This window comes from Nonomuraea spiralis (genome assembly GCF_014648435.1).
Classification (GTDB): domain Bacteria; phylum Actinomycetota; class Actinomycetes; order Streptosporangiales; family Streptosporangiaceae; genus Nonomuraea; species Nonomuraea spiralis.
On sequence record NZ_BMRC01000014.1, the window covers coordinates 214658 to 230631 of the forward strand.

Annotated in this window: 14 protein-coding genes; 5 read left to right on the forward strand and 9 right to left on the reverse strand. The window is 73.6% G+C overall.

The features are described from left to right. The first annotated feature begins 128 nt into the window (after positions 1-128). From IEZ27_RS31795 to IEZ27_RS31810, 4 genes are all read left to right on the forward strand, one after another. Complete coding sequence (locus IEZ27_RS31795; protein WP_229824530.1) at positions 129-2801, forward strand: bifunctional acetate--CoA ligase family protein/GNAT family N-acetyltransferase; 2673 nt, start codon at positions 129-131, stop codon at positions 2799-2801. A gap of 96 nt (positions 2802-2897) precedes the next feature. Next, positions 2898-3488, forward strand: a complete 591-nt coding sequence (locus tag IEZ27_RS31800; protein WP_189650597.1) for a DUF5998 family protein — start codon at positions 2898-2900, stop codon at positions 3486-3488. A gap of 58 nt (positions 3489-3546) precedes the next feature. Next, the gene (locus IEZ27_RS31805) at positions 3547-4659 is read left to right on the forward strand and encodes an alkaline phosphatase family protein (RefSeq protein ID WP_189650598.1); all 1113 of its coding nucleotides are present in this window, start codon (positions 3547-3549) and stop codon (positions 4657-4659) included. After that, entirely contained in the window at positions 4656-5468 is an 813-nt protein-coding gene (locus IEZ27_RS31810; RefSeq protein WP_189650599.1) for a sulfurtransferase, read from the forward strand. Before IEZ27_RS31805 ends, IEZ27_RS31810 begins: the two co-directional genes overlap by 4 nt. A 23-nt stretch (positions 5469-5491) precedes the next feature. Here the strand turns inward: IEZ27_RS31810 and IEZ27_RS31815 are convergent, their stop codons facing one another. The 4 genes from IEZ27_RS31815 to IEZ27_RS31830 form a co-directional block, all read right to left on the reverse strand. Beyond that, on the reverse strand, positions 5492-8044 hold the full coding sequence (locus IEZ27_RS31815) for a CHAT domain-containing protein (protein WP_189650600.1): 2553 nt from the start codon (positions 8042-8044) through the stop codon (positions 5492-5494). Positions 8045-8111: 67 nt separating this feature from the next. Beyond that, positions 8112-8573: a hypothetical protein gene (locus IEZ27_RS31820; RefSeq protein WP_125639852.1), complete on the reverse strand. Its 462-nt coding sequence runs from the start codon at positions 8571-8573 to the stop codon at positions 8112-8114. Then, positions 8570-9130, reverse strand: a complete 561-nt coding sequence (locus tag IEZ27_RS31825) for an RNA polymerase sigma factor (RefSeq protein ID WP_189650601.1) — start codon at positions 9128-9130, stop codon at positions 8570-8572. The genes IEZ27_RS31820 and IEZ27_RS31825 overlap by 4 nt, the downstream gene beginning before the upstream one ends. A gap of 72 nt (positions 9131-9202) precedes the next feature. Then, complete coding sequence (locus IEZ27_RS31830) at positions 9203-10216, reverse strand: S8 family peptidase (protein ID WP_189650602.1); 1014 nt, start codon at positions 10214-10216, stop codon at positions 9203-9205. A gap of 175 nt (positions 10217-10391) precedes the next feature. On the opposite strand from IEZ27_RS31830, the gene IEZ27_RS31835 reads away from it, so the two are divergent. Further along, on the forward strand, positions 10392-10886 hold the full coding sequence (locus tag IEZ27_RS31835) for a DUF3145 domain-containing protein (RefSeq protein WP_125639861.1): 495 nt from the start codon (positions 10392-10394) through the stop codon (positions 10884-10886). A 160-nt stretch (positions 10887-11046) separates the two neighbouring features. Here the strand turns inward: IEZ27_RS31835 and IEZ27_RS31840 are convergent, their stop codons facing one another. The 5 genes from IEZ27_RS31840 to IEZ27_RS31860 all read right to left on the reverse strand — a co-directional run bounded on the left by IEZ27_RS31840 (position 11047) and on the right by IEZ27_RS31860 (position 15918). Continuing rightward, complete coding sequence (locus IEZ27_RS31840; RefSeq protein WP_189650603.1) at positions 11047-12471, reverse strand: acyl-CoA carboxylase subunit beta; 1425 nt, start codon at positions 12469-12471, stop codon at positions 11047-11049. Beyond that, the gene (gene fabF, locus IEZ27_RS31845) at positions 12471-13703 is read right to left on the reverse strand and encodes a beta-ketoacyl-ACP synthase II (RefSeq protein ID WP_189650604.1); all 1233 of its coding nucleotides are present in this window, start codon (positions 13701-13703) and stop codon (positions 12471-12473) included. Before fabF ends, IEZ27_RS31840 begins: the two co-directional genes overlap by 1 nt. A 37-nt stretch (positions 13704-13740) precedes the next feature. Then, on the reverse strand, positions 13741-13980 hold the full coding sequence (locus IEZ27_RS31850; RefSeq protein ID WP_125639869.1) for an acyl carrier protein: 240 nt from the start codon (positions 13978-13980) through the stop codon (positions 13741-13743). Positions 13981-14068: 88 nt separating this feature from the next. Further along, a complete protein-coding gene (locus IEZ27_RS31855; RefSeq protein ID WP_189650605.1) occupies positions 14069-15025 on the reverse strand; it encodes a beta-ketoacyl-ACP synthase III in 957 nt (318 codons plus the stop codon). Further along, a complete protein-coding gene (locus IEZ27_RS31860) occupies positions 15022-15918 on the reverse strand; it encodes an ACP S-malonyltransferase (RefSeq protein ID WP_189650606.1) in 897 nt (298 codons plus the stop codon). Before IEZ27_RS31860 ends, IEZ27_RS31855 begins: the two co-directional genes overlap by 4 nt. Positions 15919-15974 lie beyond the last annotated feature (56 nt).

The following is a 15974-nucleotide window of genomic DNA, read 5'->3' on the forward strand; positions in this document are numbered from 1 at the left end:
GGCAAAACTAACAGCTTCCGGGCTGTTCGTGGGGCTGACCCGGGACACCGGGTGTCAGTCGATGCACAAGCGTTGCCCAACAGGCCCGCCGGTCTTGGCATGTGGGATGCGGGTTTACGCTCGTGGACGTGGAGGCACACTATCCGGCTCACTGGGAGGCCGACGTCGTCCTGGCCGACGGGGGCACCGCGCACGTACGCCCGATCAGGCCCGCCGACGCCGACCGTCTCCGCGCTTTCTACTCCCGTCTGTCCGACGAGTCGATCTATTTCCGCTTCTTCGGCCCGCGCCCCCGCCTGTCCGACCGCGACGTCGAACGTTTCACCAACGTCGACTACGACAACCGCGTGGCCCTCATCGCCACCATCGGAGCCGAGATGGTGGCCGTCATCCGCTACGACCGCACCGGTCCGGGCGAGGCCGAGGTCGCGTTCCTGGTCGAGGACGCCCACCAGGGCAGGGGAGTGGCCTCCGTCCTGCTGGAACACCTGGCCGCCACGGCCCGCGAGCGCGGCATCGAGCGGTTCGTCGCCGACGTGCTGCCCGCCAACATGAAGATGATGGGCGTCCTGCGGCAGGCCGGCTACACCGCGCAGAGCCGGTTCGCCGACGGCGTCGTACGCATGACCCTCGACCTCACCCCGACCGAGACCTCGGCGGAGGTGACGACCTCGCGCGAGCACCGCGCCGAGTCCCGGTCGATCGCCCGCCTGCTCGCCCCCGGCTCGGTCGCCGTCATCGGCGCCTCCCGCGAGCCCGGCGGCGTCGGCCAGACCGTCCTGCGCAACCTGCTGGCCGCCGACTTCACCGGCCCGGTCTATCCCGTCCACCGCCAGGTACGCGCCGTCGCGGGCGTACGGGCCTACCCGAGCGTGACCGCCATCGACGGCGAGGTCGACCTGGCCGTCGTGGCCGTGCCCGCCGAAGGCGTGCTCGACGTCGTCAAGGAGTGCGCCGAGAAGGGCGTGCACGGGCTGGTCGTGGTCTCCTCCGGGTTCGGCGAGACCGGCGCGCCCGGCCGCGACAGGCAGGACGAGCTGGCCCGCATCGCCCGCTCGTACGGCCTGCGCGTGGTGGGCCCCAACTGCCTCGGCATCGCCAACACCGACCCGGCCGTCAAGCTCAACGCCACGCTGGCCGCCACCGTGCCGGGCCGCGGCCGGGTGGGCTTCTTCAGCCAGTCGGGCGCGCTCGGCACCGCGCTGCTCCAGCGTGTGGCCCAGCGCGGCATGGGCATCTCGTCGTTCGTCTCGGCCGGCAACCGCGCCGACGTCTCCGGCAACGACCTCCTCCAGTACTGGGAGGAGGACGACGCCACCGAGGTGATCCTGCTCTACCTGGAGTCGCTGGGAAACCCGCGCAAGTTCACCCGCCTGGCCAGGCGCATCGCGCGCAGCAAGCCGATCGTGGTGGTCAAGAGCGGCGGCACCCCCGCCGGCCACTCGGCCGAGGAGCTAGGGCTGCCCGACTCCGCCATCAGCTCCCTGTTCGCCCAGGCGGGCCTGATCAGGGTCGACGACCTCATCCAGCTCTTCGACGTGGGCCAGCTCCTGGCCTACCAGCCGTTGCCCGCCGGGCCGAGGGTCGCGCTGGTCACCAACTCCGACGCGCTCGGCCTGCTGGCCGCCGACGCCTGCCTCGCCGCGGGCCTCGAACCACGCCCGCCGGTCAACCTGGGGGCCGCCGCCGGGCCGACGGAGTTCGGCGCGGCGCTCGCCGGCGAGCTGGCCCGCGACGAGGTCGACGCCGCCGTCGTGATCTACATGCCGCCGATCCCCGGGAAGTCCGACGAGGTGGCGGCCGAGCTGCTGCGGGTCTCGCAGGGCTCCGCCAAGCCGGTGCTGGCCACGTTCCGGGGGCACCTCGGCATGCATCCGTCCCTGCGCGTGGCCGGTGGCTCGGGCGCCGCGCCCGCGCGCGGCTCGATCCCGTCGTACGCGGCGCCGGAGGAGGCGGTCAGGGCCCTGGCCCACGTGGTGCGCTACGCCACCTGGCGGGCCCACCCGGCCGTGCCGCCGCCCGAGCTCGACGGCCTCGACACCGCCCGTGCCCGGGAGCTGGTCCTCGCCACGCTGTCCGGCGCGGCGGCCCCGGCGGCGGGGGAGGAGCCCACCGGGTTCGCCGAGCCCGGCCCGCCCGTCGAGATCGACGCCACCGAGCTGCTGTCGTGCTATGGCCTGACCGTCTGGCCGGCCGAGGTCGTACGCTCGCCGGAGGAGGCCGTGGCCGCCGCCGAACGGCTCGGCCCGCCCGTCGTGCTCAAGGTGGCCGACCCGGGGGCCTCACGTCGCGCGGGCACCGTACGCCTGGGGCTGACCGGTCCCGAGATGGTGCGCCACGCCTACGCCGAGTTCGCCGAGCAGCTCGGCGAGCGGGTCGAGCTGGCCGTACAGCGCATGGCGCCGCAGCCGGCCGTGCCCACCGTCGTACGGGTCGTCGAGGACCGGGCGTTCGGGCCGGTGGTCTCGTTCGGGCTCGGCGAGGTGACCGCGCGCCTCCTGCTCGACCAGGGGTTCCGCCTCGCCCCGCTGACCGGCGAGGACGCCGCCGCCCTCGTGCGGTCCGTACGCGCGGCCCCCCTGCTGTTCGGCCAGTACGGCTACCCGCCCGTCGCCGTCCCCGCCCTGGAGGAGCTCCTCGTCCGCGTGGGCCGCCTGGCCAACGACCTGCCGGAGGTGGCCTGCCTCGACCTCGACCAGGTGCTGGTGGGCGAGTCGGAGGTGCTGGTGCTCGGCGCCCGCGCCACCCTGCGCACCCCGGCCGGCCCACGCCTGGACGGCGGCCCGAGAAGGCTCTCCTGACCGCACCCAACATGTCACCCATGTGCTGACAAAGACGTTCATAGAGCGTTATGTCTGGCGGGTGAGTGCACTGCGCGGCCCTGGCAGGATGGAGGCATGAGGGAAACCCGAGTCTCAGCCGCGGGCCTGCGTGAAGCGATCGAGCGCAGCGGCTACTACCCCGACCTCGTCACCGATGCGGTCGAATCCGCGCTGGGCAAGGAGGCCGTGACCGCGTTCGTGGTCCACCACGAGGCCACCTTCGATCCCGCGATGGAGGTCCGCCGGCACGTCACCGTCCTGGTGTTGTCGACGACGAGGCTGCTGGTCTGCCACACCGACGAGCACCCGGCGGTCGAGGGTGTCTCCGCCTCCCACGCCTCCACCACCACCGAGGCGGTCCGGCTGAGCCGCGTCCAGTCGGTGGCTGTGACCCGCGTGGTGCCCGACCCGGCCTCCTACGCGCCGGGCGTCCCGCCCACCGAGGTCACCCTGACGATCGGCTGGGGCGCGATCTCCCACGTCGACCTGGAGCCCGCCACCTGCGGCGACGAGAACTGCGACGCCGACCACGGCTACACCGGCGCGATCACCGCCGACGACCTGTCGCTGCGTGTCAGCGAGGCGGCCGACGGGCCGGAGGCGGTCACCCACGTGCTGGCCTTCGCCAAGGCCCTGTCCGAGGCCACCGCGAGGGCCGCCGCCTGACGCCCCCGGGCCACCGCGAGGCCCCCGCCTGATCGCGCGTGGACACTAGGATGTGGGGATGCTGCCCGACTACGGCACCGGGTCGCTGGCGGACCTCCCCGGCTCGTTGCTGGCCGCCCTCGGCCTGACCGAGCCCAATCCGCTGGCCCTCGACCCCGCGGCGCGCGTCTGCCTGCTCCTGGTCGACGGCCTGGGCGCCGACCTGCTCCGCGCCCATCCCGAGGCCGCCCCGTTCCTGTCCGCCCTGCCCGGCCGCACCCTCACCGCCGGGTTCCCCGCCACCACCGTCACCAGCCTGTGCTCGCTCGGCACCGGCCTGACCCCCGGCGAGCACGGCATGGTCGGCCTGATGCTGGCCGTCCCCGGCACCGGCCACCTGTTCAACTGCCTGCGCTGGACCCTCCCCGGCGGTCTGACGATGGACCCCGGCGAGTGGCAGCCCGCCCCCACCGTCTACGAGCGCGCCGCCCGCCAGGGCGTCGACGCCGTCTACGTCGCCCCCGCCGAGTTCGAGGGCTCCGGCCTGACCAGGGCCGTCTACCGCGGCGTGCGTTACGTGGCCGCCGACGGCGTCGACGACATCGTCGCCCGCGTGGGCGAGGCCCTGCGCGCCGCGCCCCGCGCCCACGTCACCGCCTACTACGGCAAGCTCGACGCCGCCGGCCACCTGGCCGGATGGGGTGGCGAGGAGTGGCTGAGCGAGCTGGCCGTCGTCGACGACCTGGCCCGGCGCCTGGCCGAGGCCCTGCCACCCGGCGCGGCCCTCTACGTCACCGCCGACCACGGCATGGTCAACGCCACCGACAAGATCGACGCCGAGAGCGTGCCCGCGCTGACCGAAGGGGTGGCGCTGCTCGGCGGCGAGGCCCGGGCCAGGCACGTCTACGCCGAGCCGGGAGCCGCCGATCACGTCCTTGAGGCGTGGCGCGCGACCCTCGGCGAGCGCGCGTCGGTAGTGTCCAGGCAGGAGGCGGTCGAGTCCGGCTGGTTCGGGCCCCGGGTACGCGAGGCGTGGCTGGGCCGCATCGGCGACGTCGTGGCCGTGCCTCGTGACGGCCTGGCCATCACCGCTCCCCGTCGTCATCCGATCGAGGCGCTGTTCACCGGCTACCACGGCTCGATGACCGCCGCCGAGCTCCGCGTCCCGCTCCTGGAGGTGTCCACCCGATGAGTGCGCTGATCACGCCCGCCGAACTCGCCGCGTTGCCCGAGGCGTCCGTGCTCGACGTACGCTGGCGGCTGGGCGGCCCGCCCGGCGTGGAGCTCTACCACGAGGGCCACCTCGCCGGCGCCGTCTTCTGCGACGTCGACGCCGACCTCGCCGCGCCTCCCGGCGCGGGCGGCCGCCACCCGCTGCCCGACGCGGCCGGCTTCCAGCGGGCCATGCGGGCGCTGGGCGTCTGCGACGGCCGTACGGTCGTGGTCTACGACGACGCCGGCTCCACGACCGCCGCCCGCGCCTGGTGGGCGCTGCGCTACTTCGGCCACCGGTCCGTACGCGTGCTCGACGGCGGTCTCGCGGCATGGGCCGAGGCCGGTCTTCCGCTCACGAAGGACGAGCCCGAGATCCGGCCCGGCGACTTCACCGCCAGGCCCGGCGGCATGCCGACGCTCACCGCCGACGAGGCCGCCGCGCTGGCCACCGAGGGCGTGCTGCTCGACGCCCGCGCCGCCGAACGTTACCGGGGCGAGGTCGAGCCGGTCGACCCGGTGGCCGGCCACGTGCCCGGAGCCGTGAGCGCGCCCACGACCGACAACGTCGGCCCCGGCGGCCGGTTCCTCGCCCCCGCCGCCCTCCGCGAGCGGTTCGCCGCGCTCGGCGTGGAGGAGGGGGTCGCGGTCGGCGCCTACTGCGGCTCGGGGGTCACCGCCGCCCACGAGGTGCTGGCCCTGGAGCTGGCGGGCCTGCCCGCCGCCCTCTACGTCGGCTCCTGGTCCAACTGGGTCGCCGACCCCTCCCGCCCGGTGGCCACCGGCTGAACGGCCGGTCACCCGGCCGGGTGTCAGCCGGCCGGGTAGAGGGGCCGGTCGCCGGCCCCGAAGCAGACGAACCCCAGCAGCCCGGTCTTGGCCGACGCGCACGCCAGGGCCGCGTCCGGCGCCTGCCCGGCGGCGACCAGCTCGTGGAAGGCGCTCATCATGGCCATCGCCGCCTCGTCCCCGATGGGCACCATCCCCGCCACCACACACGTGCTCCCGCGCGCCAGGAACGTGCCGGGCAGCCCCAGCGGCGCGCCCTCCGCCGGCGTACGGGCCATGCCCGAGTTGCACGACGACAACACCACCAGCTCCGGCGCCCGATGCAGCCCCAGCAGGTCGTAGGCCATGAGCTGCCCGTCGTCGAGGGTGATGCCGGACAGCAGCGGACTGCGGGCGTGGAAGGAGCCGTGCGCGGCCAGGTGGAGGACGTCGGCCTCGCCCAGCGCCGCCAGCACGTCGTCGCGGCGGCCGGTCACCTCCCGGGCGCCCGGATGGCAGGCCAGCACACGGGCCACCTCCTCCCGCGCGTGGGCCAGCGCCGGACCGGCCGCGGCCCGTACCGCGGGGGCGCCCTCGCGCGCGCGGGCCCGCCGCCGGGCCTCCACCCACGCCGCCGCGCTGGACGCCACGCTGACGGGACGCTCACGCAGCCCCGGCAGCGCGCCCCACGGCAGCGTGTGCAGCGGCCCCACCGGCACCACCACCAGCGGCCGGTCACCCAGCTCGGCCCTGAGCGGCCCGAGCACCAGCCGCTCCAGCTCCGCGCCGGCGGCGTTCAGCTCGGGAAGCGCCTGGGCGGGACGGGCGACGTCGAGCCCCGCACCCCACTGGCGCAGGGCGTGACGCAGCCCCACGACGGACTCGCGCACCTGCCGTACGCCGCCCAGCCGCCGCAGGAGCACCCGGTCGCCGCTGATCAGCACCGCCAGCAACGTCTCCTCGTCGGTCACGAACTCGACCAGCGCCGCGCCGTCCAGCGCCGCCCGCACCTGATCGGCCTCCACCAGACCGCACGCGTGCGCCGGCGCCGCCACCGCCCGCCACCGCTCGGCCCACTCGAACACCTCGCCCGCGCACCCGTCACGCACCGCCAGCCCCAGCCCGAAGGCGGCCAGCCGCTCTCCCGACCGGGCGGCGTGGGCCCGCAGCGCCGGATCCTCGAACGCCTCCACCTGCCCGCTCACCTCGGCCAGCCCGTCACGCACCGCCCGCAGCGCGCCGCTCACGTCCTCCCGCAGCGCCGCCTCCAGGGCCAGGGCGTGCTGGCGTACGGTCACCGGCACCTGCGCGAGCTGCATCGCCTGCGGTTCGGGCGCCAGCGGGGTCAGGCGGGTGCCGGCGGGCATCCAGCGCTCGGCCGGCTCGGCGTGCCGGGTGAGCCTGCGGAGCTGGGCCGAGGCCACCGGATGGTCGTCGACGGCCAGCGCCGCCTCCGCCGCGGCCAGGCGCAGCGCCGCGGCGGCGACCACGTGCGAGGAGACGTCCTCCAGCTCGTCGGCGCAGGTGATCAGGTCGGTGATCAGCTCGGGCGTGACCGGCCCGAGCGCCAGCCGGGCACGCAGGACGACCTCGTTGGCCAGCGGCAGCCACGACAGCCGCTCCTGCTCGGCCAGCTCGGCCGCCGCCTGCTCGGCCACCTGCCGCGCCCGGTGAGGGTCGCCGGTGAGCAGCTCGACCTGGGCCAGCTTCAGCCGCGCCTCGGCCAGCGCCACCCGCGCGCCGGAGGACTCCAGATCGGGCACGGCCAGGCTCAGCATCGCCCTGGCCTCGCCCGGCAGGTGCGCGGCCAGCAGCGCGCCGGCGAAGTCGGCCCGCATGGTGGCCAGCCGCTCGGGGAAGCCGAACAGGGTGTCCTCGGCCTCCCGGTAATGCTCGAACGCGCCCGCGACGTCGCCGCGCCGCACCGAGAGGAACGGCAGGTTGGCGGCCGACAGCCGGGCCAGGTGACGCAGACCGGCGTGCCGGGCGATCTCCAGGCAGGCCGAGATGTCACGCATGGCGGCGTCCCAGTCGCCCCGGTAGGCGTGGATGAGACCCCGGTTGAGCAGGCCGCCGGCCAGGAAACGGCGGTCGTCGACGGTGCCCGGCGCGGCCACGAGGGCCCGCAGCGAGCGGTCGCAGGCGGCGATGGCCTCCTGGTGGCGGCCCAGGTGGGCCAGGGCGACCGCGCGCTGCGTGTCGAGCTTGGCGCGGTCGAGCGGGGACAGATAGGCCCACGCCAGGGCGGCCACGCGCAGGGCCTGGAGCGGGTGCCCGCGCTCGGTGCGTACGGTGACCAGCGACAGCCGAGCCTGGGCCCGGCGCTCGGCCGGTGCGCCCGGGGTGCCGATGGCCTGCCGCAGGCAGTGTTCGGCGCTGAGCAGGTCGCCCAGCTCACGGGAGGCCAGGGCCATGGCCCGCAGCGCGATCACCTCGGCTTCCGTCGATCCGGCGCGGAGAGCCGCGGCCAGGACCGTGCGGCCGGCGTAGAGGGCCTGCTCGGGGTCGATGTGGGCACGCAGAACGGCCGCCTCGGCCGCCTCTACGAGCGGACCGAAGTCGTCTGCTGATTCTGATGGAGGTGAACTGACACTCATGGGGGGGTGACCGACGGGGACGGGGGGTCGACGGTGTTCGGCGCGGACGGGTGCTTCGGTTGGGGCCTCACGGCCGGATGCGCACCCACCTCGTCTGTACGGGCGCATGACCGGGACGGTGGCACACGACGCTCAGCCACCCGGGCGGCAACCCGGTGGCCGCGAACCTGCCGTTCCGGCCGACTCCACGGGTGAGCGTCAGATGAGGGGTGCGTACGTCGATGACGGTGTCCTCCCCTGGATCGGGGAAGATCTGCCCGGCCACGTCGATCAGCCCGTCGCCCACGGTCACCTCCAGGTCGAAGGTGAGACCGTCGGTGACGAACCGCACCAGATGGGAGCCGTCGTCGCGGGCGGCGGCGCCGCTGCGGGCCGGACGGCCCCCGGCGTGCTCGGCCGGGTTGGCCGTCACCGCCTGCGGAACCCGCAGCCCGTAGACGTCACGCGCGGCGGCCGACACGTGACCGGGCATCGGATCCATTCCGGCGGCCAGCCGCAGGGCGGCCAGGAAGTACTCGTCGTTGATCATTGCGCTGTCTCCTGTAGTGAGAGCAGAGTGCGCAGTTTCTCCAGGCAGCGGGCCCTGGTCGGCCCCACGCTGCCCACGGGCATGCCGAGCCGCATCGCCATCTGCTGGTTTCCGAGATCCGTCGCGACCAGCTGCAGCAGAGTGCGGCAGGGTTCCTGCAAGGCGGACACCGACTTCCACAGCAGGCGCCTGCCGTCGGCCTCCAGCACGGCGGACGCGGGATCGGGCTCCTCGACGGCCCCGAAGGTGGGCCTTCCCTCCGGATCGCCGACGAGCAGGCCCGACGGCTCCTTACGCAGCAGGAGGAGCGCCTCACGGCGGGTGGTCGTCATCAGCCAGCCGCCCACCCGCGACGGATCGCGGATGTCGTGCATGTGCTGGAGCAGCCGCAGCCAGGCGCCCTGGACGGCGTCCGCGGCGTCGGCCTCGCCCAGCCCGCACGACCGGGCCAGCGCCCACATGCGCGGGCCGAACCTGGACTCCAGCTCGTGCCAGGCGGATCGGTCGCCGTCGGCCGCGTCGTGGAGCAGCTCCGCCGGATCGCGCAAGTCGCTCATGCGGCCTCCTTTCGTCCCGAACGGGGAGGTCATCCTGCCTCCTCGTGATTGACTGAGGACTGAGCGTAAACTCTACAGACTCGCCGGAACGAGAACTCCCAGATCCGGAATTTGCCGGGACTGCCGAGGGTCCAGCACACGATCGACGGCCTCCTTGGCCGGTTCGCGCCGGGCCGCGTCGGCGACGGCCCCCGACACCAGGGCGGCGGCGAACGACGTGCCGCTCCACGCGGCGTAGCCGCCGAACTCGCCTGTGTTCAGGAAACTGCTGGTCAGCCAGTCGCCGCGGGCGCAGGCGTCGACCCACGTGCCGTATCCGGAGAAGGGCGCCCGGCGCTCCTGGGCGGCGTCGAGGGCCGCCACGCCCACCGCGCACGGCAGGGCGGCGGGCCAGAACGGCCGGTCGGAGGCGGTGTTGCCGGCGCAGGCGACCGTCACCGTGTCCCTCAGCGCGCCGATGGCGTCGGACAGCAGGGGTGGCGGCCGGTCGTCGAAGGAGTGGCAGCCGAAGGAGAGGTTGAGCACGTGCGGCGGGTCGTCGCGCATGCGGTGGAGCGCGCGCACCACGGTCGCCTCGTCGCCCAGGCCGTCGCCGTCGAGCACCCGGCGGACCCGCAGCCTGACGCCCGGCGCGGTACGGGCCAGCAGACCCGCGATGAACGTGCCGTGCCCGGCCTGAGCCCCCTGCGCGGCGTCGGCGCCCTCGGGACCGAGCCGGGAGTACCAGTCGCCGCCCGACCACCACGGATGCTTGGCCACGCCGGTGTCGAGCAGGGCCACGACCACGTCGGACCGCGACCGCCCCGGCCTGAACGGCACCGGCGGCACGGGGAACGGCCGCGAGGCCGGACCGCCGAAGAACAATGGCTGACCGGTGAGCACGTGGTTGGGGGAGGCACGGAAACCCCGGTCGCGCAGCTCGGCCGTGATCTCGCACGGATCGACGCCGGACGACAGATGCAGGACGGTGACACCGTCGGCCTCGGAGACCGCCTGCGTCCAGCGCGCGGCGGCCGACACCGCGCCCCGATCGACCAGCACCTGACCTGGCCGGATGAACGCCTCGCCGACAGATTGCATGTCCATGAGCGGGTAGTTTCCCCGTCCGCAACACCTGTCACGTGACACGCCCGCACCAACTTGGTATGGCCCCCCTCTGGTGTCCGATGGCGACCGACGGTAGTCTCTCCCTAGTCACTTGTGATCATCCCGGGGCGAGGCCGTTGGGGAAGGCGCACCTCGTACCGAAACGGGAGGTCCGGTGTCTGCTCGTGGCGTCCTTTACGTCCACTCGGCTCAGCCCGCGCTGTGCCCTCACATCGAATGGGCAGTCGCGGGTGTTCTCGGCGTGCCCGTTGATCTGACGTGGACACCGCAACCAGCCGCGCCGAATGTCGTGCGCGCGCAGGCGGAGTGGGAGGGCCGCGCCGGCATCGCGGCGGCCATCGCCTCTTCGCTCATGGGCTGGCAGCGCCTCAGATTCGAGATCACCGAGGATCCCTCGCCGGGCATCGACGGTTCCCGGCACGCCTACACGCCGACGCTGGGCGCGTTCACGGCGGTCATCGGCGTGGCCGGGGACATCATGATCCCCGAGGACCGGCTGCGCGCCGCCATGATGATGGCCGGCCAGGGGCGGTGCGTGCTGGAGGACGAGCTCGACAAGCTGCTCGGGCGGCCGTGGGACGAAGAGCTGGAGCCCTTCAGGTACGCCGGGGACGGCGCGCCCGTCCGCTGGCTGCACGCCGCCGTCTGACCTCGCCGTCCGACCTCGCCCCACCTCCCGCTGAGCGCCTGCCGGGCCTCCCGGCCTCCGGGCAGCGAACGGGCGGCAACACGGCCTCCATCATGCGGAAAGGCCCCGCGCCGGGTGTCGGTGCGGGGCCTTTCGTTCTTAAAGCTGGGGAATTGCCGGGTCAGAGCGGGATGTTGCCGTGGGCGCCCCGGGCCGGGGTGGCCTGGGCGAGCACCTTGGCGATCGCCCCACGGGTGGCCGCCGGCTGGATCACCTCGTCGATGACGCCCAGCTCCTGGGCCCGTGCCAGGCCGCCGGCGAGCTTCTCGTGCTCGGCGGCGAGCCGCTGTTCCAGCGCCGGCCGTTCCTCCTCGGAGGCCGCCGCGAGCTCGCGCCGCTTGAGCACGCGCACCGCCGCCACGGCCCCCATGACCGCGATCTCGGTGGTCGGCCAGGCGAACACCCTGGTCGCGCCCAGCGCCCGCGAGTTCATGGCGACGTACGCCCCGCCGTACGCCTTGCGGGTGACCAGCGTGACCCGGGGCACCGACGCCTCGGCGAAGGCGTGCAGCAGCTTGGCCCCGCGCCGGACCACGCCATCGTGCTCCTGCCCGACGCCCGGCAGGTAACCCGGTACGTCCACGAGGACAACCAAAGGCACTCCGAAAGCGTCACACATACGTACGAAGCGGGCGGCTTTCTCGGCGGACGTGGCGTCGAGGCAGCCGCCCAGCCGCAACGGATTGTTGGCGACCACACCGACCGTCCGGCCGCCGAGGCGGCCCAGCGACGTGACGATGTTCGGCGCCCATTTGGCGTGCAGTTCGACACCGGCCTCGTCGAGCAGGCCGTTGACCAGAGGCTTGACGTCGTAGGCCCGGCGCGCGGACTCGGGCAGGAAGGAGGAGAAGTCGGCCTCCTCCACCTCGCCGGTACGCACCCGGCCCTGGTGGCCGAGCAGCGTGGCGAGCCGGCGCGCCTTGAGGTACGCCTCGGCCTCGGACTTGGTGACGACGTGCACCACGCCGCTGCGCCTGCTGTGGGGCTCGGGGCCGCCCAGCGCCTCGCTGTCGACGTTCTCGCCGGTGACGCTGCGCACGACGTCGGGGCCGGTCACGAAGATGCGGCCGGTGTCGGCCAGGATCACCAGGTCGGTGAGCGCGGGACCGTAGGCGGCGCCGCCGGCCGCCGGGCCGACGACCACCGAGATCTGCGGCACGAGGCCGGACGCCTTGGTCATGGCCGCGAACACCCGCCCGACGGCGTGCAGCGACTCGACGCCTTCGGCGAGTCGCGCACCGCCGGAGTGCCAGATCCCGATGACCGGCACCCGTTCGCGGACGGCGACGTCGTAGGCGTGCACGATGTGCTCGCAACCCTCGCTGCCCATCGCGCCGCCCTGGAAGCGGGCATCGCTGCAGAAGGCGACGACGGGCACGCCCTCGACGCGACCCATGGCGGCCAGGACGCCGCTCTTGTCCTGCGGGGTGATGAACCGTGCCGAGCCCTCGTCGAGCAGCGCGGCCAGCCGGACGACCGGATCGCGGGGATCGGCGGACTCCTGCTCGGAGCCGCCGCCCACCGCCCGGTTGTCCAGTACGGTCATCAAGCGCCCTTGAAGACGACGGTCACGTTGTGGCCGCCGAACCCGAAGGAGTTGTTGACCGCGGCGATGTCGCCCTGCGGCAGCGGACGGTTCGCGCCGTGGACGATGTCGACCTCGATGCCGTCGTCGAGGTTGTCGAGGTTGATGGTGGCCGGGACGATCCGCTCCTGCAGCGCCTTGATCGTGAAGACGGACTCGATGCCGCCGGCGCCGCCGAGCAGGTGACCGGTCATGGACTTGGTCGAGGTGACCAGCGGGTGGGTGCCGATGGCCTTGGCCACGGCCTGCACCTCGCCGACGTCGCCCGCCGGGGTGGACGTGGAGTGCGCGTTGACGTGCTTGACGTCGAGGCCGGTGACCTCGGCGTCGGTCAGCGCCTGCGTCATCGCCATGATGATGCCGCGGCCCTCGGGCTCGGGCTGGGTGATGTGGTGGGCGTCGGCCGAGTAGCCGACACCGGCGGCGTAGGCGTAGATGCGCGCGCCGCGCGCTTTGGCGTGCTCCTCGGACTCCAGCACCACGATGCCGGCGCCCTCGCCGAGCACGAACCCGTCACGGTCGCGGTCCCACGGCCGGGAGGCGCCCTGCGGGTCGTCGTTGCGGGTGGACATCGCCCGCGCGGCGGCGAAGGCCGCGATGTTGAGGCCGTGGATGGCGGCCTCGGTGCCGCCCGCGACCACCACGTCGGCACGGCCGAGCCGGATCATGTCCATGGCGTAGCCGATCGCCTCGGCGCCGGAGGCGCAGGCGGAGACGGTGGCGTGCACGCCGGCCTGGGCGCCCAGGTCGATGCCGATCCAGGCGGCGGGGCCGTTGGGCATGAGCATCGGCACGGTGAAGGGCGACAGCCGGTTCCAGCCGCGCTCCTTCCACGTGTCGTAGGCGGTCAGGGTGGTGGTGATCCCGCCGATGCCGCTGGAGACGACGACGCCGAGCCGCTCGGGGGCGACTTCGGGGGCGCCGGCGTCCTGCCAGGCCTCCCTGGCGGCGACCAGGGCGAACTGCTCACTGCGGTCGAGCCGGCGGGACTCCGGGCGGGGCAGCACCTCGGTGGGGTCGACCGCCGCCGTCCCCGCGAAACGCACGGGGACGGAGTCGATCCACTCCGTGGTGAGGGTCTCCACACCCGACTGACCGGCGAGGAGCGCCGTCCAGGTCGAGGTGACGTCTCCACCGACGGGCGTCGTCGCGCCAAGCCCGGTGACGACGACACGTACCCGGTTCGCACTCACGTTTTCGCGCTCCTTACTGGTCAGAAATGGTTGTTCGTCAGGCCTGGATGAAGTTGAGCACGTCCTTGACCGTCTTCAGGTTCTTGAGCTGGTCGTCGGGGATCTCGACGCCGAACTCGTCCTGAGCGGCCACGGCGATCTCGACCATGGACAGCGAGTCGATGTCGAGGTCGTCGACGAAGCTCTTCTCCGGGGTCACCTCGCCGGCCGGAATGCCGGTGATCTCGTTGATGATCTTGCCGAGGCCCGCGAGGATCTCCTGCTCGGTGGCAGCCATGTCGCTAGTTCTCCTTCTGATTTTTCTGGATTCTGTACGGCTTGCGCCGTACGAGCTCTGACAGGTACGGCGGACGCCGTACCGGATCCTACGGAATCTCGATCACTTGGCCCGCATACGTCAGACCGGCGCCGAAGCCGAGGATGAGCGCGAGGTCGCCTGAGCGGACCTCGCCGCGCTCCAGCATCCGCGAGAGCGCGAGCGGGATGGAGGCCGCCGAGGTGTTGCCCGCGGTGACGATGTCGCGGGCGACGACGGCCTTGTCGGCCCCGAGCTTGCGCGCGATGGCCTCGATGATCCGGAGGTTGGCCTGGTGGGGCACGAACGCCGACAGCTCCGAGGGGTCGACCCCGGCGCGGGCGCACGCCTCCAGGGCCACCGGGTGCAGCGCGGTGGTGGCCCAGCGGAAGACCGTCTGGCCCTCCTGGAACAGGAACTTCGTCCGGTCGGCGATGGAGATGGCCTCGGACCTGTCGCCGGAGCTGCCCCAGACCACGGGACCGATGCCGGGCGTCTCCGTCGGGCCGACCACCGTGGCGCCGGCGCCGTCGGCGAAGATCACGGCCGTGGACCGGTCGGTCCAGTCGACCCACTGCGACAGCTTCTCCGAGCCGATGACCAGCACGTTCCTGGCCGCGCCCCCGCGGACGGCGGCGCTGGCCGTGGCGAGCGCGTAGCAGAAGCCGGCGCAGGCGGCGTTGACGTCGAACGCGCCGGGGGACTTGATGCCCAGCCGGTGGGCCACGACCGCCGCGGCGTTGGGGATCTGGGTCTCCAGCGTGCACGTGGCCACGATCACGAGATCGACCTCGTCGGGGGTCAGCCCGCTGGCGGCCAGCGCCTTGCCGCCGGCCTGGACGGCCATGTCCTCGACGGACTCACCGGCCGAGGCGACGCGGCGCTCCTTGATGCCGACGCGCGACTGGATCCACTCGTCGTTGGTCTCCATGTTCTTGGCCAGGTCGTCGTTGGTGACGACGTTGTCCGGCTGGTAGTGGCCGAGGGCCAGAATCCGGGCGCCGGGGGCGATGTCGGGGATCCTCACTTGATCAGCTCCCTGGCCGCGTCGAGGTCGTCTGGGGTCTTCAGCGCCACGGTCTCGACGCCGCGCAGGCCGCGCTTGGCGAGCCCCGTCAGCGTGCCGCCGGGCAGCAGTTCGATCATCCTGGTCACGCCCAGCTCGGCCATCGTCGCCATGCACAGGTCCCAGCGGACCGGGCTGCTGATCTGCGAGATGAGCCGCTGGACGAACTCGGCGCCGGAGGCGGCGGGCCGCCCGTCGGCGTTGGACAGCAGCGTGACCCGCGGGTCGCCGGGCACGACGTCCCAGGCCGCCTCGCGCAGGGCGTCGACGGCGGTCGCCATGTGGCTGGTGTGGAACGCTCCGGCCACCTTGAGCGGGATGAGCCTGGCGCGGGCGGGCGCGTCGTCCTTGAAGGCGGCGAGCTGCTCCAGCGTGCCGCCCGCCACGATCTGGCCGGCGCCGTTGATGTTGGCCGGGGTCAGTCCGTGGCGCTCGATCGCGGCCAGTACGTCCTCCTCCACGCCGCCGAGCACGGCGGTCATGCCGGTCTCGGTGACGGCGGCGGCCTTGGCCATGGCCTGGGCGCGCGCCCGGACCAGGCCGAGCGCCTGCTCGTGGGTGAGCACCCCGGCCAGCGCGGCCGCGGCGAACTCGCCCACGCTGTGGCCGGCCAGCACGTCGGGCACGGCCCCCAGCGCCTCGGCGGCGGCCAGTGCCGCGGCCACGAGCAGGGGCTGGGCGACGGCCGTGTCGCGGATCTCGTCGGCGTCGGCGGTCGTGCCGTAGGCGACCAGGTCGATCCCCGCGACCTCCGACCACGCGCCGAGTCTGTCGGCCAGACCGGGCAGCTCGAGCCACGGCGTCAGGAAGCCTGGAGTTTGGGCGCCTTGGCCCGGAGCGACGAGTACAAGCACAAAAACCACCATGCCCTGTAGAACTTCGACACGCGGATGGAGATCCGTACGAACTT

Coding starts and splice junctions, on each gene's coding strand:
- IEZ27_RS31830 (WP_189650602.1), bottom strand. CDS start 10,216: ATGGACATGCAATCTGTCGGCGAGGCGTTCATCCGGCCAGGTCAGGTG.
- IEZ27_RS31800 (WP_189650597.1), top strand. CDS start 2,898: ATGAGGGAAACCCGAGTCTCAGCCGCGGGCCTGCGTGAAGCGATCGAG.
- IEZ27_RS31820 (WP_125639852.1), bottom strand. CDS start 8,573: ATGATCAACGACGAGTACTTCCTGGCCGCCCTGCGGCTGGCCGCCGGA.
- IEZ27_RS31850 (WP_125639869.1), bottom strand. CDS start 13,980: ATGGCTGCCACCGAGCAGGAGATCCTCGCGGGCCTCGGCAAGATCATC.
- IEZ27_RS31810 (WP_189650599.1), top strand. CDS start 4,656: ATGAGTGCGCTGATCACGCCCGCCGAACTCGCCGCGTTGCCCGAGGCG.
- IEZ27_RS31815 (WP_189650600.1), bottom strand. CDS start 8,044: ATGAGTGTCAGTTCACCTCCATCAGAATCAGCAGACGACTTCGGTCCG.
- IEZ27_RS31825 (WP_189650601.1), bottom strand. CDS start 9,130: ATGAGCGACTTGCGCGATCCGGCGGAGCTGCTCCACGACGCGGCCGAC.
- IEZ27_RS31805 (WP_189650598.1), top strand. CDS start 3,547: ATGCTGCCCGACTACGGCACCGGGTCGCTGGCGGACCTCCCCGGCTCG.
- IEZ27_RS31840 (WP_189650603.1), bottom strand. CDS start 12,471: ATGACCGTACTGGACAACCGGGCGGTGGGCGGCGGCTCCGAGCAGGAG.